The following is a 19,327-nucleotide window of genomic DNA, read 5'->3' as shown; positions in this document are numbered from 1 at the left end:
CGGGGGATGATCGAGCGGTGCGGACCGTGCCGAGCATCATCCACCTCGACATGGACGCCTTCTTCGCCGCGGTGGAGCAGGCGTCCAAGCCGAGCCTGCGCGGAAAGCCCGTCATCGTCGGCGGCCTCGGCGGGCGCGGGGTGGTCTCCACCGCCTCCTACGAGGCCCGGAAGTTCGGCGTGCACTCGGCGATGCCGATGGCGCAGGCCCGCCGGCTCTGCCCGAACGCGGCGTTCCTGACCGGCCGGTTCGCGGCCTACCGGGCCAACAGCGAGATCGTCATGGGCCTGCTGCGGGAGCGCTCCCCGCTGGTCGAACCGCTCAGCCTGGACGAGGCGTTCGTCGACCTGGAGGCCGGACCGTACGGGCCCGCGCTGGCCGCCGCGACCACGCCCGCCGAGGCGGCCCAGCTGGTGCTGGCGCTGGCCGAGGACCTGCGGGCCGACATCGTCGAGCACACCGGGCTGACCGCGTCGGTCGGCGCGGCCGGCTCCAAGCTGATGGCGAAGATCGCCTCCGAGCGGGCCAAGCCGGACGGGCTGGTGCTGATCGAGCCCGGCTCCGAGCGCGCGGTGCTCGCCCCGATGCCGGTGCGCGCGCTGCCCGGGATCGGCCCCGCCACCGAGCAGGCGCTGCGCCGCGCCGGGCTCGCCACGGTCGCGGACCTCGCGGAGGCCGGCTACGGGGAACTGGTCGCGCTGCTCGGGAAGGCGCACGGCGCGGGCGTGTTCCAGATGTCGCTGGGCTGGGACGAGCGGCCCGTGGTGCCCGACCGGGACGCCAAGTCGGTGTCCGTCGAGGACACCTTCGAGGTCGACCTCGCCGACCGGGACCGCATCACGCGCGAGGTCGAACTGCTCGCCGCGCGCTGCGTGCGCCGGCTCCGGGCGACCGGGCGCTCCGGGCGGACGGTGGTGCTGAAGGTCCGGCGCTTCGACTTCTCGACGCTGACCCGCTCCGAGACGCTGCGCGGGCCGACCGACGACGAGGAGGTCATCACGGCGACGGCGCGCCGGCTGGCGGCGCAGGTCGACGTCACGGGCGGCGTGCGGCTGCTGGGGGTCGGCGTCGCGCAACTCGCGGACTTCACGCAGGAGGACCTGTTCGCGCAGTTGGAGCGGGAGGAGAAGGAGGCCCGGGAGGCCGGGGAGCAGGCGGTCGAGCAGGACGTGGTGGTGGAGGAGGAGGCGGCGGTCGCGGAGCCGGCGGCGCGGCGGTGGTGGCCGGGGCAGGACGTGACGCACCGCGAGTTCGGGCCCGGGTGGGTGCAGGGCAGCGGGGTCGGGCGGGTGACGGTGCGGTTCGAGACGCCGTACTCGGGGGTGGGGAAGGTGCGGACGTTCGCGGTGGGGGACGAGGAGCTGGAGCCCTCGGAGGCGCTGCCGTTGCGGGCCGCGGCGGGGTAGGGCGGGGAGCGGGGGCGGGGGAAAGGGACGGACCCCCGCGCCGATGCCCTTGGCGTGGGGGTCCGTCCGCTGCTCGCGTGTGTCCAGGACGCGAGGGGGCGCTGTCAGGCGCCGGTCTTGGTGAGGGCCGGGGAGGGCTGCTCGGTGGGGGCGGGGGCGGACTTGACGGTGCGGATGGCGAAGGGGACGGCGGCAGCGATCAGGCACATGGCGCCGGCCACCCAGAAGGCGCTCTGGTAGGCGTTCTCGGTGGGGAGCTGGATCGGGATCGGGAGCTTGAGGGTGTCGCCGGTCAGGATCGCGCTCATCACGGCGGTGCCGACCGCGCCGCCGACGGTGCGCAGGACGGCGTTCATGCCGTTGGCGATGCCGGACTGCTCGGCCGGGACGGCGCCGTTGATGTAGGCCGGCATCGCGGCGTAGGCGAGGCCGACGCCGAGGCCGAAGACCGCGGAGGAGAAGTAGAGGTCGAACTCGGCGCCGTGGCGCAGCGCCAGGTAGGCCATCGAGACGGCGCCGAGCAGGCCGCCGAGGACCAGCGGGAGGCGGGGCCCGCGGCGGGCGATCAGCAGGGCGCCGAGCGGGGCGGCGACCATCGAGCCGAGCGCGGAGGGCAGCAGCATGACGCCGGCGTGCAGGACGGTGGCGGTGAAGCCGTAGTGGGCGAGCTTCTCCGGGGTCTGCGCGAAGTTGCTGATCACCATGAACGAGCCGTACATGCCGAAGCCGATCAGCAGGCCGGAGATGTTGGTGAAGGCGACGGCGGGGCGGGCCATCATCGACAGGTCGACCAGCGGGTGGGCGACCTTGGACTCGACCAGGATCCAGAGCAGGGCGACCACGGCGGCGACGGCGAACAGGCCGAGGGTGCGGGTGGACGTCCAGCCCCAGTGGTTGCCCTGGCTGACGGCGATCAGCAGGGCGGAGAGCCAGCCGGCCAGGGTGAGCGCGCCGAGCGGGTCGGCGCCGCCCTCCTTGTCGACGACCGGGTCGGCGGGGACCCGCAGGACCACCAGGGCGACCGCGATCAGGCCGAAGACCAGGCCCATCCAGAAGATCGACTTGTAGCTCCAGTGCTCCAGCAGCAGGCCGGTGGCGACCAGGCCGAGGCCGGAGCCGACGCCCATCGAGGCGGAGATCGCGGCGACGCCGCCGGTGACCTTGTGCCGGGGCAGCTCGTCGCGGACGATGCTGATCGCCAGCGGCAGCACGCCGCCGCCCGCGCCCTGCAGCACCCGGGCGATCACCAGCCAGGTGAAGGAGTGGGTGCCCACCGCGAGGGCGGAACCGAGGACCAGGCCGGCCAGCGAGACCAGCAGCATGGGCTTGCGTCCGCGCAGGTCGCCGAAGCGGCCGAGCAGCGGGGTGAGGACCGCCGCGGAGAGCAGGTTGGCGGTCATCAGCCAGGTGATGTTGGAGCCCGAGACGTTCAGCTCGCGGGCCAGGCCCGGCAGGATCGGGACGACCGCGGTCTGCACCACGCTGAAGGCCAGCATGGCCAGGATCAGGGCGGGCAGGACCCGGGCACTGGTGGGCTTGGCGGCCGTGGGGGTGGGCTGTGGTGCCTCACGCACGGGGGACTCCTCCGACGGGTTGCTTCAGACGGTTGCTCCGGATGCCCGCTCCGCGGTGCTTCATGCGGGAGATAGTGCAGGAGCTGAAGTAACGATGTCGGGAGATGCTTCACTATGTCAAATATCGATTGGTGAAGCTTTGGCAAAGCGGCGACCCCGGCCCGCCGAAGCGGACCGGGGCCGGGGGGCTGGCGGACCGTCGCTCAGGAGCGCAGCGGCTCCGGCCGGGCGTGCTCGGCGCCGCCGTTCGCGGCGGCGGCCGACTGCGGCTTCGCCAGGGTCGGCGACTGCGGCTGCGCGTTCCACGGCTGGCGCTGCTGCGGCGCCTCGCCGTCCTGGCCGGCGGCGGCCGCGTCGTGCACCTCCACCTGCTCGCGGCGCAGCTCCTCGCGGACCACCTCCTCCTCGGTGTACCGCTCCACCACCAGCCGCACCCGCTCGATCGGCGCCAGGTACTTGCGCACCACCGGGCGCTCCTCGCGCAGCGTGACCTCCTCGACCGCCTCGGCGATCTCCTGCTCGCTCAGCGAGGCCCGCTCCGCGTCCGAGACCGGGATCCGCTCCACCCGCACCCGCTCGCGCACCACCGGCACCCGGCGCTCCACCTGCTCGGTGGTCACGTACTTGCGCAGCCGGGTGGTGCCCACCGCGTGCCACTCGGTGGTGATGTCGATCCGCTCCTCGCGGCAGGTGATCTCCACCGGCGCGGTCGGCTCCGCCGGCCCCGCGTGGGCGCCCGGGGCGGACGGCGACTGCGGGGTCTGCTGGGGCTGTTGCTGCGGCGGCTGCTGCTGCCGGGCGGGCTCGGCCTTGGCCGCCGCGAAGGCGGTCGGCGCGGCCACGGCGGCGGGGGCGGCCGGGGTCGGGGTCGGGGCCGGGGCGGAGGCGACGGTGCCGAAGTCGTGGTCCGCCGACGGCTCCTGGCGCGGCTGCTCCTTGGCGACCGTCCCGGCCGCTCCGGCCGCCGCGGCCGCCTTCGCCGCCGGCTCGGCCGCCGGGCCGGAGCCCGCGTCGCCGCCCGCGTCCAGCCCGTAGTAGCGGTACAGCTGCAGCTCCTGGGCGGGCGAGAGGTGCTGGCCCACGCCGAAGTCCGGCGACTCCTTGATCAGCGACTTGTCGTACGGGACGCGCAGCTCGTCGCCCGCGAACTCGCTGGTGGTCAGCGGGACGAAGGCGTCCCGGCCGAAGATCCCCGTGCGGACGGCCGCCCACTCCGGTTCGCCGGTGGCGTCGTCCAGGTACACCTCGTCGACCGTGCCGATCTTGTCACCGTTCCGGTCGACCGCCTTGTGCCCGATCAGGTCGCGCGGATCGATATCGGTCTGCACGCTGTCCTCCAGTCCTGCCGCTCCTCGGGGATGTTCGGGGGGCGGCCGGAGGAGCGTGGTGGGCCGCCACTCCACACCAAACGGCACGTAACGGACGGCGGCACTCCGGAAGCCGCCGTCCGGGGCAGATCACAGGGCCGCACCGGTGATACGCGGAGCCCGCGCTGGTAACCTCGGAGGCGACCGCCGAGCCCGCTCGGGAGAGTCCCGACCCCGCCGAGCAGGTGGGACGCGGGGCGCCGAAGGAGCAACCCCTCCCCGGAATCTCTCAGGCATCCGTACCGAACGGGACAGGTCACTCTGGAAAGCAGGGCAGGACCGTCGGCACCGGAGCCGGCGACCCCGGCCCTCGCCGACGGTGCAAGCCGCCCGGGCCCGCCCGGACGCGCGAAGCTCTCAGGTACCGATGACAGAGGGGGAGGCTGACGGGTTCGTACGCCCAGGCGCTCCCACGGCCGCCGACCGCGTGCGCACCACCGCCGGTCCGCGACCAGGAGGCCCGACCCCCATGAACGCCCAGCCGACGCTCAGCGACCTTGAGCAGGCCAGCCCCTTCGAGCACCGCCACATCGGCCCCGACAGCGAGGCCCAGCAGAAGATGCTGGCCCAGGTCGGCTACGCCTCGCTGGACGAGCTGTCCGCCGCCGCCGTCCCCGACGCCATCCGCAGCCTCACGGCCCTCGGCCTGCCCGCCGGCCGCAGCGAGGCCCAGGTGCTCGCCGAACTGCGCGAGCTGGCCGACCGCAACCAGGTCCTCACCTCGATGATCGGCCTCGGTTACTACGGCACCTTCACCCCGCCGGTCATCCTGCGCAACGTGCTGGAGAACCCGGCCTGGTACACCGCCTACACCCCGTACCAGCCGGAGATCTCGCAGGGCCGCCTGGAGGCGCTGCTCAACTTCCAGACCGCGGTCGCCGACCTGACCGGCCTGGACACCTCCGGCTCCTCGCTGCTCGACGAGGGCACCGCCGCGGCCGAGGCGATGTCCCTGGCCCGGCGCGTCACCAAGGTCAAGGGCGGCGTCTTCCTGGTCGACGCCGACACCCTGCCGCAGACCATCGCGGTGATCCGGACCCGTGCCGAACCGACCGGCGTCGAGGTCGTCGTCGCCGACCTGTCGGACGGCATCCCCGCCGAGATCGCCGAGCGCGGCGTCTTCGGCGTGCTGCTCCAGTACCCCGGCGCGTCCGGCGCCGTGCGCGCGATCAAGCCGGTCATCGACCAGGCGCACGAGCTCGGCGCGATCGTCGCGGTCGCCGCCGACCTGCTCGCCCTCACCCTGCTGCGCTCGCCCGGCGAGCTCGGTGCCGACATCGCCTGCGGCACCTCGCAGCGCTTCGGCGTCCCGATGGGCTTCGGCGGCCCGCACGCCGGCTACCTGGCCGTCCGCGCCGCGTACGCCCGCAACCTGCCCGGCCGCCTGGTCGGCGTCTCGGTCGACGCCGACGGCAACCGCGCCTACCGGCTCGCCCTGCAGACCCGCGAGCAGCACATCCGCCGCGAGAAGGCCACCTCCAACATCTGTACGGCGCAGGTGCTGCTCGCCGTGATGGCCTCGATGTACGCCGTCTACCACGGCCCCGACGGCCTCGCCGACATCGCCCGCCGCACCCACCGCTACGCCGCCGCGCTCGCGGCCGGCCTGCGCGCGGGCGGCGTCGAGCTCGCCCACGACACCTTCTTCGACACCGTCACCGCGGTCGTCCCGGGCCGGGCCGACGAGGTCGTCGCCGCGGCGCTGGCCGGCGGCGTCAACGTGTTCCGGGTCGACGGCGACCGGGTGTCGGTCTCCTGCGACGAGACCACCACCCGCGAGCACCTGGCGGCCGTGTTCGCCGCGTTCGGGGTGCCGGCGGAGATCGCCGAGGACGCGGACGCGCTGCCCGCCGCGCTGCTGCGCGAGGACGAGTACCTCACCCACCCGGTCTTCCACAGCCACCGCTCCGAGACCGCCATGCTGCGCTACCTGCGCCGGCTCTCCGACCGCGACTACGCGCTCGACCGCGGCATGATCCCGCTGGGCTCCTGCACCATGAAGCTCAACGCGACCACCGAGATGGAGCCGGTCACCTGGCCCGAGTTCGGCCAGCTGCACCCGTTCGCCCCGGTCGACCAGGCCGAGGGCTACCTGACGCTGATCCGCGGCCTGGAGCAGCAGCTGGTCGAGGTCACCGGCTACGACGCGGTGTCGATCCAGCCGAACGCCGGCTCGCAGGGCGAGCTGGCCGGCCTGCTGGCCGTCCGGGCGTACCACCGGGCGAACGGCGACACCCAGCGCGACGTCTGCCTGATCCCGTCCTCCGCGCACGGCACCAACGCGGCCTCGGCGGCGATGGCCGGCATGCGGGTCGTCGTGGTGAAGACCCTCGCCGACGGCGACGTGGACGTCGAGGACCTGCAGGCGAAGATCGCCCAGCACGGCGAGCAGCTGGCCGTCCTGATGGTCACCTACCCGTCCACCCACGGCGTGTTCGAGACCGAGATCACCCGGATCTGCGCCCTCGTCCACGAGGCCGGCGGCCAGGTGTACGTCGACGGCGCCAACCTCAACGCGCTGGTCGGCCTCGCCAAGCCCGGCAAGTTCGGGGCGGACGTCTCGCACCTCAACCTGCACAAGACCTTCTGCATCCCGCACGGCGGCGGCGGCCCCGGCGTCGGCCCGGTCGCGGTCCGCGCGCACCTCGCGCCGTACCTGCCCAACCACCCGCTGCAGGCCGAGGCCGGCCCCGCGACCGGCGTCGGCCCGATCTCGGCCGCGCCCTGGGGCTCGGCGGCGATCCTGCCGATCTCCTGGTCGTACGTCCGGCTGATGGGCGGCGAGGGCCTCAAGCGCGCCACCCAGGTGGCCGTGCTCAACGCCAACTACATCGCCAAGCGGCTCGCCCCGCACTACCCGGTGCTCTACACCGGCCCCGGCGGGCTGGTCGCGCACGAGTGCATCATCGACCTGCGGCCGCTCAGCAAGGAGACCGGCGTCAGCGTCGACGACATCGCCAAGCGGCTGATCGACTACGGCTTCCACGCGCCGACCATGTCGTTCCCGGTCGCCGGGACGCTGATGATCGAGCCGACCGAGTCCGAGGACCTGCACGAGATCGACCGCTTCTGCGAGGCGATGATCGCGATCCGCGGCGAGATCGAGAAGGTCGGCGCGGGCGAGTGGGCGGCCGAGGACAACCCGCTGCGCAACGCCCCGCACACCGCGGCGATGCTGGCCGGCGCCTGGGAGCACCCGTACACCCGCGAGGAGGCGGTCTTCCCGGCCGGCGTCAACCCGGCGGACAAGTACTGGCCGGCGGTGCGCCGGATCGACGGTGCGTACGGCGACCGGAACCTGGTCTGCTCGTGCCCGCCGCTGGACGAGTACGACGCGTAACGCATGACGGAGGCCGCCCGGCGGGGGAGTTCCCTCGGCGGGCGGCTTTTCCGCGTCTGCCCTTCCGTCTCGCGCAGTTCCCCGCGCCCCTGGCGGGGCGGGGAGGGGGCGCCTCCGGCGGGGGAAAAGGGCGAAGCCGCCCGGTGGAGGGGCGGCTTCGGGGGTGGGCGGGGTGGATCAGGAGTAGACGGGGCCGGTGAACTTCTCGCCGGGGCCGGAGCCGGGGGCGTCGGGGACGAGGGACGCCTCGCGGAAGGCGAGCTGGAGGGAGCGCAGGCCGTCGCGCAGGGGGGCGGCGTGGAAGTTGGAGATCTCCGGGGCCCCGGCGGTGACCAGGCCGGCGAGGGCGGTGATGAGCTTGCGGGCCTCGTCGAGGTCCTTGTCGGCCTCGCCGTTCTCGGCCAGGCCGCACTTGACGGCGGCGGCGCTCATCAGGTGGACGGCGACGGTGGTGATCACCTCGACGGCGGGGACCTCGGCGATGTCCCGGGTCAGGTCGTCGAAGCCGAGGGCCTGGTCGGACTCGTGCGCGTGGTCGGGCTGGCTGGTCAAGGCGTCACTCCGGGGTGCTGGTGCGAAAGCGCGGTACGGAAGGAGCGTACAAGGCGGGTGGGGAGGGGTCGGAATACCGGTCGGGCGGAAAACGCTGGTATGATTCGAGACTGACCGGCCAGGGGACCCTTCGGGTTGCCCGGCCAGCAAGTGGAGGCTCCACTCCAGGAGGCCCGAGAGGGCAACCGCGACAGTCTCCCACCTGATCGGCCGAAGGGTCGGCAGGTTCGGTCCGCGATGGGCGCCCGTACGGGAATGTTCGTCGACAGTGGTGCCCGCGAGGGCATCCCGGAACGTGTGGAGCCCCGCCTGTACCGTGCGGGGCTTTTTTCGTGCGCTCGGTGTCCTCCGCGGAGGACAGCGGAGCATGAATGAAGCCCCGCCCAGTGGTCGAAAACCACTACGTGCGACCGCCGCCCGACGGCCGCATCGGAAAAGGTGCAACCGAGGAGGCCCCATCAGCACCGAGCCCCGCATCAACGACCGGATTCGCGTCCCCGAGGTGCGACTCGTCGGTCCCAGCGGCGAGCAGGTCGGCATCGTCCCGCTCGCGAAGGCGCTGGAGCTTGCCCAGGAGTACGACCTGGACCTGGTCGAGGTCGCCGCCACGGCGCGCCCGCCGGTGTGCAAGCTCATGGACTACGGCAAGTTCAAGTACGAGTCCGCCATGAAGGCCCGTGAGGCGCGCAAGAACCAGGCGCACACGGTCATCAAGGAGATGAAGCTCCGGCCGAAGATCGACCCGCACGACTATGACACCAAGAAGGGTCACGTCGTTCGGTTCCTCAAGCAGGGCGACAAGGTCAAGATCACGATCATGTTCCGCGGTCGTGAGCAGTCCCGCCCCGAGCTGGGCTTCCGACTGCTGCAGCGGCTCGCGGACGACGTCCAGGAGCTGGGCTTCGTGGAGTCCGCTCCGAAGCAGGACGGCCGAAACATGATCATGGTTCTCGGCCCGCACAAGAAGAAGACCGAGGCCATGGCCGAGGCCCGCGCCGCCGCTGACGCCCGCAAGGCGGAGCGGCTGGGTCGCGGACCGGCCGCGGACGACGTCGACGACGACGTGGCGGAGGTCGAGGAGACCGAGGCCGTCGAGGCGGAGGTCGAGGCCGACGCCGCCGACGACGCCGCTGTCGTCGAGGACGCCGCCGCCGAGGTCGAGCAGCCCGCCGAGGCCGCCCAGGACGCCTGACCCCCGGGTCAGGAGCCGGGCAGCCGAGGCACCCGGTTCCGGGGCGTCCCGCCCTGGAGACGAGATCCATCCAGTTCCGGCCCGCACCGCACGGTGCGGGCCGGAACGGACCGACGAGGAGATACGGCGACATGCCGAAGCAGAAGACGCACAGCGGCGCCAGCAAGCGCTTCAAGATCACTGGCTCCGGGAAGGTGCTGCGCGAGCGTGCCGGCCGTCGCCACCTGCTCGAGCACAAGCCCTCGACGCTGACCCGCAAGCTGGCCGGCACCGTTGAGCTGGCCCCGGGCGACGCGAAGAAGATCAAGAAGCTTCTCGGCAAGTGATCGCCCGCCCGCGACCGGGTCGCGGGCACCAGCTGATCCTTTCCGACCGAATCGAATAACGGACCGCCGGCACGACCCGAGGTCCGGAACCAAGGAGTAATGAAGTGGCACGCGTCAAGCGGGCAGTGAACGCCCACAAGAAGCGCCGGGTCATCCTCGAGCGGGCCTCCGGCTACCGCGGTCAGCGTTCGCGCCTGTACCGCAAGGCCAAGGAGCAGGTCACCCACTCGCTCGTCTACAACTTCAACGACCGCAAGAAGCGCAAGGGCGACTTCCGCCAGCTCTGGATCCAGCGCATCAACGCCGCTGCCCGTGCCAACGGCATCACCTACAACCGCTTCGTCCAGGGCCTCAAGGCCGCGGGCGTCGAGATCGACCGCAAGATGCTGGCCGAGCTCGCGGTGAACGACTCCGTGGCGTTCCGCGCCCTGGTCGAGGTCGCCCAGAAGGCGCTCCCGGCGGACGTCAACGCCCCGAAGGTCGCCGCCTGATCCAGGCACTCGCCCTGAAAGCGTTCCCCGGACCCGCAGGCCGCCCGGCCTGCGGGTCCGTCGCGTACCGCGACCCCGTCGCGCGTCGCGCCCCCGCCCGTCCGTGACGAAGATCGTGAGCATGAGCACCGAGACCCCCCTGCTGACCTCCCTGCGCTCCCCGCGCGTCGTCGCCGCCCGCCGCCTCGCCAAGCGCAACCAGCGCGGCAAGGAGCGGCGCTTCCTGGCCGAGGGCCCGCAGGCCGTGCGCGAGGCGGTGGCGTTCGGGCGGCTGCCGGACGGCGAGCACGCCGTGGTCGAGGTGTACGTGACGGCGGAGGCCGCCGAGCGGCACGCCGACATCGTGGCCGCCGCGCGGGCGGCCGGGCGGCCGGTGCTGACCGCCACCGAGGAGGTCGTCGCGGACATCTGCGACACCGTCACCCCGCAGGGCATCGTCGCGCTCTGCCGGTTCATCGACACCCCGTTCGAGCAGGTGCTGGCGGCCCGGCCCAAGCTGGTCGCCGTGCTCGCGCACGTCCGCGACCCCGGGAACGCCGGCACCGTGCTGCGCACCGCGGACGCGGCCGGGGCGGACGCCGTGGTGCTGACCGACGCGTCGGTCGACCCGTACAACCCGAAGGCGGTGCGGGCGTCCGTCGGGAGCCTGTTCCACCTGCCGGTGGCGACCGGGGTGCCGGTCGAGGAGGCGGTGGCCCGGCTGCGGGCGGCCGGGGTGCGGGTGCTGGCGGCCGACGGCGCGGGAGAGCGCGACCTCGACCAGGAGCTCGACCAGGGCACCCTGGAGGGCCCGTGCGCCTGGGTGTTCGGCAACGAGGCCTGGGGCCTGCCGGAGGAGACGCGCGCGCTGGCGGACGCGGTGGTGCGGGTGCCCATCCACGGGCACGCGGAGAGCCTGAACCTCGCGACGGCCGCCGCCGTGTGCCTGTACGCCTCCGCGCGCGCCCAGCGCTCCCCGCGCGGGTGTCGCGCCGAGGGCTGAGCGCGCTAGGGTCGATTCCTGGGCCTGCGAGGGGGCAGGCGGGGGAGGACACCCTATGGGCGGCGTCAACTGGGCACCGGTCGCACCCGACGACCTGCCCGACGGACTGGTGGTCGCGGACGGACAGGGCCGGGTGGTGGTCTTCAACCGCGCCGCGGAACGCATCACCGGGCGCTCGGCACACTGCGCGATCGGCGTCGAACTGGCGCTCGCGCTCCCGCTGGAGGACCTGGAGGGCCGCCGCTGGTGGCCGCTCACCGACCCGTACGGCGGGCTCGCCACCCGCACCGGGCAGCCCGAGCGGAACCTGCTGTTGGACGGCCGCGAGGTGCTGGTCTGCGCCCGGTACGTGCGCGACGCGCCGCGCGGGCCGGTCCGGCAGGTGGTGGTCACGCTGCGCGGCACCGAGGCGCGGCGGCGCACCGAGCGCTCGCACGCCGAGCTGATCGCCACCGTCGCGCACGAACTGCGCTCGCCGCTGACCAGCGTCAAGGGCTTCACGGCGACCCTGCTGGCCAAGTGGGAGCGGTTCAACGACGGCCAGAAGCGGGTCATGCTGGAGACCGTCTACGCCGACGCCGACCGGGTGGTGCGGCTGATCGCCGAACTGCTCGACATCTCCCGGATCGACGCCGGCCGGCTGGAGATCCGCCGGCAGCGGGTCGACCTGGCGGCCGCGGTGCGCCGGCACGTGGCGGGCAAGGTCGCGGCCGGGATCCCCGCCGAGCGCTTCGACATCCGGGTCGACGGGCCGCCCGCCGAGCAGTGGGGCGACCCGGACAAGCTCGACCAGGTGCTGGCCAACCTGCTGGAGAACGCCGTCCGGCACGGCGAGGGCACCGTCACCATCGAGGTCGGCCCGGCCAAGGAGCTGGTCGAGGTGCCCGGCACGCCGCCGCGGGTGGTCGAGGGCACCGCGGTGACCGTCAGCGACCAGGGCGCGGGCATCCCCGAGGAGGCGATGCCCCGGGTGTTCACCCGGTTCTGGCGCGGCTCCAGGCGCGGCGGCACCGGCCTCGGCCTGTACATCGTGAAGGGCATCGTGGAGGCGCACGGCGGGGTGATCCGGATCAGCCGGGCCGACGGCGGCGGCGCCCGGTTCCGGTTCGTGCTGCCCGGCGGCGTCCCCGACTTCATGCTCTGAGCCGGTCCGCCGCGCGGTCCGTCGCGGTGGGCGGTCGCGGCCTGCGACTACACTCGACCCTTGGCGTTCCTGGACGCCCGGCGACGCAGCAGACCTGATCACGAGCAGGAGCACGGGAAAGATAGAGATGTCGGCACCCAATAAGTCGTACGACCCGGTCGAGGTCGAGGCCCTCAAGCCCGAGGTGGTGGAACAGGCCCGGGACGAGGCGCTCGCCGCCTTCGCCGCCGCCGCCGACCTCGACGAGCTCAAGCAGGCGAAGGTCGCCCACACCGGCGACCGCTCCCCGCTGTCGCTCGCCAACCGCGAGATCGGCGCGCTGCCCCCGCAGGCCAAGGCCGCCGCGGGCAAGCTGATCGGCCAGGCCCGCGGCGCCGTCAACCAGGCCCTGGCCGCCCGCCAGGTCGAGCTGGAGGCGGAGCGCGACGCCCGGGTGCTGGTCGAGGAGGCGGTGGACGTCACCCTGCCGTACGGCCGCGTGCCGCGCGGCGCCCGGCACCCGCTGACCACGCTCGCCGAGCGCATCGAGGACACCTTCGTCGCGATGGGCTACCAGGTGGCGTCCGGCCCCGAGGTCGAGGCGGAGTGGCTGAACTTCGACGCCCTCAACCTGCACGCCGACCACCCGGCCCGCTCGATGCAGGACACCTTCTTCGTCGAGGCGCCCGACGGCACCGCCGACTCCGGCATGGTGCTGCGCACCCAGACCTCGCCGGTGCAGATCCGCGCGATGCTGGCCGGCGAGCCGCCGCTGTACGCCGTCAGCCCCGGCCGGGTCTACCGGACCGACGAGCTGGACGCCACCCACACCCCGGTGTTCCGCCAGGTCGAGGCGATCGCGGTCGACGAGGGCATCACCTTCGGCCACCTCAAGGGCACCATCGAGGTGCTGGTCGAGAAGCTGATCGGCGGCGGCCTCGAACTGCGCTGGCGCCCCTCGTACTTCCCGTTCACCGAGCCCAGCGCCGAGATCGACCTGCAGTGCTTCGTGTGCCGCGGCGCCTCGGTGGGCAACCCCGACCGACCGTGCCGGACCTGCTCCTCGGAGGGCTGGATCGAGCTCGGCGGCTGCGGCGTGGTCAACCCGCGGGTGCTGGTCGCCGCGGGCATCGACCCGAGCCGCTACAGCGGATTCGCGTTCGGCCTGGGCCTGGAGCGGATCCTGATGAACCGCCACAACGTCGCCGACATGCGCGACATGGTCGAGGGTGACGTCCGCTTCACCCTCCCGTTCGGGATGGAGATCTGATGCGCGTCCCGCTTTCCTGGCTGCGCGAGTACGTCGACCTGCCGGCGGGCGAGACCGGCCGCGACGTCGCGGCCCGGCTGGTCCGCGCGGGTCTCGAGGTGGAGACCGTCGAGCAGCTCGGCACCGACATCAAGGGCCCGCTGGTGGTCGGCGAGGTGCTCTCCATCGAGGTGCTGTCCGGCTTCAAGAAGCCGATCCGGCACTGCTTCGTGAACGTCGGCAACGCCAACGGCACCGGTGAGCCGCAGGAGATCGTCTGCGGCGCCACCAACTTCGAGGTCGGCGACAAGGTCGTGGTGATCCTGCCCGGCGGCGTGCTGCCCGGCCCGTTCCCGATCTCCGCCCGGCAGACCTACGGCCACACCTCGGCCGGCATGATCTGCTCCGCCCGCGAGCTCGGCATGGGCGACGACCACAACGGCATCATCGTGCTGCCGCCCGAGTTCGAGGCCGGCACCGACGCCATCGAGCTGCTCCAGCTGGTCGACGAGGTCCTCGACATCGCGGTCACCCCCGACCGCGGCTACTGCCTGTCGATGCGCGGCGTGGCCCGCGAGGCCGCCGCCGCGTACGGCCTGCCGCTGGCCGACCCGGCGCTGCTGGACGTGCCGCCCGCCAACGCGTACGGCTACCTGGTGAAGGTCGCCGACCCGGTCGGTTGCGACCGGTTCGTCGCGCGCACCGTCACCGGTGTCGACCCGGCCGCGAAGTCGCCGATCTGGCTGCAGCGCCGCCTGCAGAAGTCCGGGATCCGCCCGATCTCGCTGGCCGTCGACATCACCAACTACGTGATGCTGGAGGTCGGCCAGCCGCTGCACGCCTACGACCGCGGCCGGGTCGACGGGCCGATCCAGGTCCGCCGCGCGGTCGAGGGCGAGACGCTGACCACGCTGGACGGCGTGCAGCGCAAGCTGTCCGCCGAGGACCTGCTGATCTGCGACAACTCCGGCCCGATCGGCCTGGCCGGCGTGATGGGCGGCGCCACCACCGAGATCCTCGACCCGGTCGTCGACGCCGAGACCGGCGCCGTCACCGGCACCACCGAGATCATCGTCGAGGCCGCGCACTTCGAGCCGATCGCGATCGCCCGCGCCGCCAAGCGCCACAAGCTGCCCTCCGAGGCGTCCAAGCGCTTCGAGCGCGGCGTCGACCCGGAGGCCGCCCGGGCCGCCGCGCAGCGCGCCGTCGACCTGCTGGTGCTGATCGCCGGCGGCACCGCCGAGGCCGGCGTCACCGACATCGCCGCCCCGCACCCGGTGCGCACCATCCCGATCGACGCCGACCTGCCCGACCGGGTGGCCGGCGCCGAGTACGGCCGGGAGACCGTCACCCGCCGCCTGCAGGAGGTCGGCTGCTCGGTCAGCGGCACCGACATCCTGGAGGTCACCCCGCCGTCCTGGCGGCCCGACCTGACCGACCCGTACGACCTCGCCGAGGAGGTCATCCGGCTGGAGGGCTACGACAACGTCCCCGCCCGGATGCCGGTCACCCCGCCCGGGCGCGGCCTGTCCGAGGCGCAGCGCTTCCACCGGCGGGTCGGCGTGGCGCTGGCCGGCGCGGGCTACGTGGAGATCAACGCGTACCCGTTCGTCGGCGAGGCCGCGTTCGACGGCCTCGGGCTGGACGCGGACGACCCGCGCCGGCGCACCGTCAAGCTGGTCAACCCGCTGAACGACGCCGAGCCGGCGCTGCGCACCACCCTGCTGCCCGGCCTGCTCGGCGCGCTGCGGCGCAACGTCGGCCGCGGCAACACCGACCTGGCGATCTTCGAGACCGGCACGGTGTTCCTGCCGAAGGCCGAGCCGAAGGTCGCGCCCCGGCTGCCGGTCGACCGCCGCCCCACCGAGGAGCAGCTCGCCGAGCTGGACGCCGCCCTCCCCGACCAGCCGCGCCGGGTCGCCGTCGCGCTGACCGGCGAGCGGCTGCCGTCCGGCTGGTGGGGCAAGGGCGCGCCGTCCGGCTGGGCGGACGCGGTCGAGGCCGCCCGGGTGGTCGCCGCCGCCGCGGGCGTCGAACTGACGGTGCGCCAGGCGCAGTACGCGCCCTGGCACCCGGGGCGCTGCGCCGAACTGCTGGTCGGCGACGAGGTCGTCGGCCACGCCGGCGAACTGCACCCGCGCGTCGTCAAGGCGCTGCACCTGCCGGAGCGCACCAGCGCGATGGAGCTCGACCTGGACCTGCTGTTCGCGGACGGCCGCCGGGTCTCCGGCCCGCCGGTCTCCGCCTACCCGGTGGCCACCCAGGACGTGGCGCTGATCGTCGACGCGGGCGTGCACGCCGCGGACGTCGAGTCGGCGCTGCGCGACGGCGCGGGCGAACTGCTGGAGTCGCTGCGGCTGTTCGACGTGTTCACCGGCGAGCAGGCGGGCGCGGGCAAGAAGTCGCTGGCCTACACGCTGCGCTTCCGCGCCACCGACCGGACGCTGACCGCCGACGAGGCGTCGGCGGCCCGCGAGGCGGCCGTCACGGTGGCCGGCGAGCGGACCGGCGCGGTGCTGCGCGGGGCCTGACGGCCCTTCGGAACGCGGTGGCGGAGCCCCGTCGCACCCCCTGGCGGGGGAGCGGCGGGGCTCCGTCGTGGGCGTGGGCGGGGCCGGCCGGACGGTCGGACGGACGGGCTTTGCGCGGCCCGGCCCGGGGGTGCTAGGTTCTCGTCGCCAGCCTTCGAACGCGCCCACGCGGCCGCGTCGGAGGCTTTTTTCATGACTGGTCATGGATATCTGGCGCTGCTGCGGCAGCGGGAGTTCGCGGGGTTGTACACGGGTTTCACCCTGCTGACGGGGGCCGGGACGCTGTCCGGGTTCGCGCTCGGCGTGCTGGTGCGGGAGCGCACGGGGTCGCCCTTCCTGACGGCGATGAGCATGTACGGCTCGTCGTTCGCGGCCGTGCTGGGCGCGCTGACGCTGATGTCGGTCGCCGACGGGGCGCGGCCGCGCCGGACGCTGGTGGCGCTGCACCTGCTGGCGCTGGCGGCGACGGCCGCGCAGGCCGTGCCCGGGCTGCCGCTGGCGGTGCGGTTCGGGCTGCTGCTGGTGGTCGGGCTCTTCCAGGCGCTGGGCACCGGGACCCGGATGGGCCTGCTGGCGGAGATCGTGCCGGCGGCGGGCTACGCGCGGGCCCGGTCGCTGCTGAACGTCACCGCGGGCGGGGCGATGGTGCTCGGCTTCGCGTCCGGCGGGGCGCTGCTGACGCTGCTGACCCCGTACCGGCTGATGGGCGTGGCCGCCGGGTTGACGGCGCTGGCGGCGGCCGTGGTGGCGGCGACGGTGCGGGAGCGGTCGGTGCGGCCGCCGCGCCGGTCCGGGCTGCGGGAGACCTGGCGGGGCAACGTCGAACTGCTGGGCCGGCCCGGGCGGCGGGCGCTGCTGCTCAACCTGTGGGTGCCCAACGGGCTGGTGGTGGGCTGCGAGGCGCTGTTCCTGCCGTACGCGCCCGGGCGGGCCGGGACGCTGTTGGCGGCGAGCGCGGCCGGGATGCTGGCCGGCGACCTGCTGGTGGGCCGGCTGCTGGACGCGGCCCGGCGGGCCCGGCTGGCGTACGGGCTGCGGCTGCTGCTGGCCGGGCCGTTCCTGCTGCTGGCGGCCGGGCCGCCGGTGTGGGCGGCGGCCGTGGCGGTGGGGCTGGCGGGCGTCGGGTTCGCGGCGACGCTGCCGTTGCAGGAGCGGCTGCTGGCGCTGACCCCGGACGCGGCGCGCGGCCAGGCGCAGGGCGTGGAGTCGGCGGGCCGGATCGCCTGGCAGGGCGTCGGCGCGGCGCTGGCGGGCGCCCTGGCGCAACTGGTCGGGGCGCGCTGGGCGATCGGGGCGCTGGCGGCGCTGTCGCTGCTGGTGACGGTGGTCTCCCGGCCGGCGGTGCGGCGGGCGGGGCGGGCGGCGGCGGGGGCTGGTGCGGCGGCCGGGGCCGGGGGCGCGGCGGTCGGGCCTGGGGGCGGGGTCACAGCGGTCGGTGCATGACGTACAGGTCGACGTAGCCGTGGCGGGGGTGGTGGAAGCCCTCCGGGACGGTGCCGACCACCGTGAAGCCGAGCGAGCGGTAGAGGCCGACGGCCGGGGCGTTGGAGGCGACGACGGCGTTGAACTGCATGGCGCGGAAGCCCTGTTCGCGGGCCCAGCGGAGGGCTTCCACGCACAGCGCGCGGCCGGTGCCGCGGCCGGCGTGGTCGGGGTCGACGAGGAAGCTGGCGCTGGCGACGTGGCCGCCGTTGCCCCACTGGTTGTTGTTCATCTTGGCGGTGCCGAGGACGGTGCCGGCGGCCTCGTCGACGGCGACCACGGTGCGGTTCGGGGCGTCCAGCAGCCACCAGTCGCGGGCGGTGTCGGACGTCAGGTCGGTCGGGTAGGTGAAGGTCTCGCCGGCGGCGATGACGCGCCGGAAGAACGGCCAGACGGCGGACCAGTCCTGCGGGGTGGCTTCACGGATCTCCATCCGGCCCAGGATGGCCGCCGCCGGCGCCGTCGGCCAGCGGTTTTCGGCGGGGGCGGGGCCGGGGGTGCGGCGGGGGCGGGGTGGGCGAGGGGGCGTTGGTGGCGGTTCGTTCGGTGGAATGTCGTACGCCGGATGCCGTCAGACGTCTTGCGGCGGCGTGATGCGGACGCTTCAATCTAAGTTAGGAAACTTTCCTAACCCTCATCCGCGGGCACCCCCGTGCCCGCGGCCGGCACCCCCAGACGGAGCGTCAGATGCACCCCAGCAAGCACCGCACCGCCCGCACCGCCCGCACCACCCGGGCCGCCCTCGCGATCCTGGCCGGCGTCCTCCCGCTGACCCTGGCCGCGACCGGCGCCGGCCACGCCGCCACCCCCGCGGCGGGTGGCACGAGCGCCGTGCGCGCCGCGGCGGTGGCCGCCGTCGGGCTGGACGACCCGGCGAAGAAGGAGATCGCGATGAAGCTGGTCTCCTCGGCGGAGAACTCCTCGCTGGACTGGAAGGCCCAGTACAAGTACATCGAGGACATCGGCGACGGCCGCGGCTACACCGGCGGCATCATCGGTTTCTGTTCCGGCACCGGCGACATGCTGGAGCTCGTCCAGCACTACACCGACCTCAAGGCCGGCAACGTGCTGGCCAAGTACCTGCCCGCGCTGAAGAAGGTCAACGGCACCGACTCGCACACCGGCCTCGGCAGCGCCTTCGTCAACGACTGGAAGACCGCCGCCAAGGACACCGTCTTCCAGCAGGCCCAGAACGACGAGCGCGACCGGGTCTACTTCAACCCGGCGGTCAAGCAGGCCAAGGCGGACGGGCTGCGCGCGCTCGGCCAGTTCGCCTACTACGACGCGATCGTCATGCACGGCCCCGGCACCAGCGCCGACAGCTTCGGCGGGATCCGCGCCGCCGCCCTGAAGAAGGCCAAGACCCCCGCCCAGGGCGGCGACGAGGCCACCTACATCAAGGCGTTCCTGGACGCCCGCAAGGTCGTCATGAAGCAGGAGGAGGCGCACGCCGACACCAGCCGGGTCGACACCGAGCAGCTGGTCTTCCTCAACGCCAAGAACTTCGACCTCAACCCGCCGCTCAAGTGGAAGGTCTACGGCGACCCGTACGAGATCAACTCCTGACGGCGGGCTGACGGGCCCCCGCCCGGCTGAGCCCCTCCCCGGCACCCGAACGGCCCGGCGTCCGCACGCGCCGGGCCGTTCGCTTCGCTGACGGACGGTCAGCACACTTGCTCCGCAAGGTTGTTACGGATCGGACACATTCCGTG

General features: G+C 73.7%; 15 protein-coding genes and 1 riboswitch. Of the genes, 11 read left to right on the top strand and 4 right to left on the bottom strand.

What is annotated here, in order from left to right; all coding sequences use genetic code 11:
* The first annotated feature begins 17 nt into the window (after positions 1-17).
* Positions 18-1,406: a DNA polymerase IV gene (locus KSE_RS07460; protein ID WP_014134674.1), complete on the top strand. Its 1,389-nt coding sequence runs from the start codon at positions 18-20 to the stop codon at positions 1,404-1,406.
* A 104-nt stretch (positions 1,407-1,510) separates the two neighbouring features.
* Here KSE_RS07460 and KSE_RS07455 read toward each other — a convergent pair whose 3' ends face one another.
* Positions 1,511-2,980 carry an MFS transporter gene (locus KSE_RS07455; protein ID WP_014134673.1) on the bottom strand — a complete coding sequence of 490 codons (1,470 nt, stop codon included), beginning with the start codon at positions 2,978-2,980 and terminating at the stop codon, positions 1,511-1,513.
* Between the two features lie 203 nt (positions 2,981-3,183).
* Complete coding sequence (locus KSE_RS42730) at positions 3,184-4,308, bottom strand: PRC and DUF2382 domain-containing protein (RefSeq protein ID WP_014134672.1); 1,125 nt, start codon at positions 4,306-4,308, stop codon at positions 3,184-3,186.
* Between the two features lie 187 nt (positions 4,309-4,495).
* A riboswitch (glycine riboswitch) is annotated at positions 4,496-4,602 on the top strand.
* Between the two features lie 214 nt (positions 4,603-4,816).
* Here KSE_RS42730 and gcvP point away from each other — a divergent pair.
* The gene (gene gcvP, locus KSE_RS07445) at positions 4,817-7,687 is read left to right on the top strand and encodes an aminomethyl-transferring glycine dehydrogenase (protein ID WP_014134671.1); all 2,871 of its coding nucleotides are present in this window, start codon (positions 4,817-4,819) and stop codon (positions 7,685-7,687) included.
* A gap of 177 nt (positions 7,688-7,864) precedes the next feature.
* Here the strand turns inward: gcvP and KSE_RS07440 are convergent, their stop codons facing one another.
* Positions 7,865-8,239 (bottom strand): DUF1844 domain-containing protein, encoded by a 375-nt coding sequence (locus KSE_RS07440; protein WP_014134670.1) that lies wholly within the window; start codon positions 8,237-8,239, stop codon positions 7,865-7,867.
* 457 nt (positions 8,240-8,696) lie between these two features.
* Between KSE_RS07440 and infC the strand changes: the two genes are divergently transcribed.
* The 8 genes from infC (at position 8,697) to KSE_RS07400 (ending at position 17,576) form a co-directional block, all read left to right on the top strand.
* The gene (gene infC / locus KSE_RS07435; RefSeq protein WP_051055720.1) at positions 8,697-9,431 is read left to right on the top strand and encodes a translation initiation factor IF-3; all 735 of its coding nucleotides are present in this window, start codon (positions 8,697-8,699) and stop codon (positions 9,429-9,431) included.
* 131 nt (positions 9,432-9,562) lie between these two features.
* Complete coding sequence (gene rpmI, locus KSE_RS07430) at positions 9,563-9,757, top strand: 50S ribosomal protein L35 (RefSeq protein WP_014134668.1); 195 nt, start codon at positions 9,563-9,565, stop codon at positions 9,755-9,757.
* A gap of 104 nt (positions 9,758-9,861) precedes the next feature.
* On the top strand, positions 9,862-10,248 hold the full coding sequence (rplT, locus tag KSE_RS07425) for a 50S ribosomal protein L20 (RefSeq protein WP_014134667.1): 387 nt from the start codon (positions 9,862-9,864) through the stop codon (positions 10,246-10,248).
* A 121-nt stretch (positions 10,249-10,369) separates the two neighbouring features.
* Positions 10,370-11,230 (top strand): TrmH family RNA methyltransferase, encoded by an 861-nt coding sequence (locus KSE_RS07420; RefSeq protein ID WP_014134666.1) that lies wholly within the window; start codon positions 10,370-10,372, stop codon positions 11,228-11,230.
* Positions 11,231-11,285: 55 nt separating this feature from the next.
* Positions 11,286-12,374 (top strand): sensor histidine kinase, encoded by a 1,089-nt coding sequence (locus tag KSE_RS07415; protein ID WP_014134665.1) that lies wholly within the window; start codon positions 11,286-11,288, stop codon positions 12,372-12,374.
* A gap of 127 nt (positions 12,375-12,501) precedes the next feature.
* Positions 12,502-13,623: a phenylalanine--tRNA ligase subunit alpha gene (pheS, locus tag KSE_RS07410; RefSeq protein WP_014134664.1), complete on the top strand. Its 1,122-nt coding sequence runs from the start codon at positions 12,502-12,504 to the stop codon at positions 13,621-13,623.
* Positions 13,623-16,133: a phenylalanine--tRNA ligase subunit beta gene (gene pheT / locus KSE_RS07405; RefSeq protein ID WP_014134663.1), complete on the top strand. Its 2,511-nt coding sequence runs from the start codon at positions 13,623-13,625 to the stop codon at positions 16,131-16,133. Before pheS ends, pheT begins: the two co-directional genes overlap by 1 nt.
* Positions 16,134-16,325: 192 nt before the next feature.
* The gene (locus tag KSE_RS07400; RefSeq protein ID WP_014134662.1) at positions 16,326-17,576 is read left to right on the top strand and encodes an MFS transporter; all 1,251 of its coding nucleotides are present in this window, start codon (positions 16,326-16,328) and stop codon (positions 17,574-17,576) included.
* On the opposite strand, the gene KSE_RS07395 is transcribed toward KSE_RS07400, so the two are convergent.
* Complete coding sequence (locus tag KSE_RS07395) at positions 17,557-18,048, bottom strand: GNAT family N-acetyltransferase (protein ID WP_014134661.1); 492 nt, start codon at positions 18,046-18,048, stop codon at positions 17,557-17,559. The genes KSE_RS07400 and KSE_RS07395 overlap by 20 nt on opposite strands.
* A gap of 254 nt (positions 18,049-18,302) precedes the next feature.
* On the opposite strand from KSE_RS07395, the gene KSE_RS07390 reads away from it, so the two are divergent.
* Entirely contained in the window at positions 18,303-19,181 is an 879-nt protein-coding gene (locus KSE_RS07390; RefSeq protein ID WP_014134660.1) for a chitosanase, read from the top strand.
* Positions 19,182-19,327 lie beyond the last annotated feature (146 nt).

The organism is Kitasatospora setae KM-6054 (assembly GCF_000269985.1).
In the GTDB taxonomy this organism is placed as follows: domain Bacteria; phylum Actinomycetota; class Actinomycetes; order Streptomycetales; family Streptomycetaceae; genus Kitasatospora; species Kitasatospora setae.
The sequence above is the reverse complement of the archived record's forward strand: the minus strand, read 5'-3'. Positions and strand labels throughout refer to the sequence as shown.

Bases quoted from the DNA above. Each gene is read 5' to 3' on its own strand.
- gcvP (WP_014134671.1), top strand. From the start codon at position 4,817: ATGAACGCCCAGCCGACGCTCAGCGACCTTGAGCAGGCCAGCCCCTTC.
- rpmI (WP_014134668.1), top strand. From the start codon at position 9,563: ATGCCGAAGCAGAAGACGCACAGCGGCGCCAGCAAGCGCTTCAAGATC.
- KSE_RS07420 (WP_014134666.1), top strand. From the start codon at position 10,370: ATGAGCACCGAGACCCCCCTGCTGACCTCCCTGCGCTCCCCGCGCGTC.
- KSE_RS07415 (WP_014134665.1), top strand. From the start codon at position 11,286: ATGGGCGGCGTCAACTGGGCACCGGTCGCACCCGACGACCTGCCCGAC.
- pheS (WP_014134664.1), top strand. From the start codon at position 12,502: ATGTCGGCACCCAATAAGTCGTACGACCCGGTCGAGGTCGAGGCCCTC.
- pheT (WP_014134663.1), top strand. From the start codon at position 13,623: ATGCGCGTCCCGCTTTCCTGGCTGCGCGAGTACGTCGACCTGCCGGCG.
- KSE_RS07400 (WP_014134662.1), top strand. From the start codon at position 16,326: ATGACTGGTCATGGATATCTGGCGCTGCTGCGGCAGCGGGAGTTCGCG.
- KSE_RS07395 (WP_014134661.1), bottom strand. From the start codon at position 18,048: ATGGAGATCCGTGAAGCCACCCCGCAGGACTGGTCCGCCGTCTGGCCG.
- KSE_RS07390 (WP_014134660.1), top strand. From the start codon at position 18,303: ATGCACCCCAGCAAGCACCGCACCGCCCGCACCGCCCGCACCACCCGG.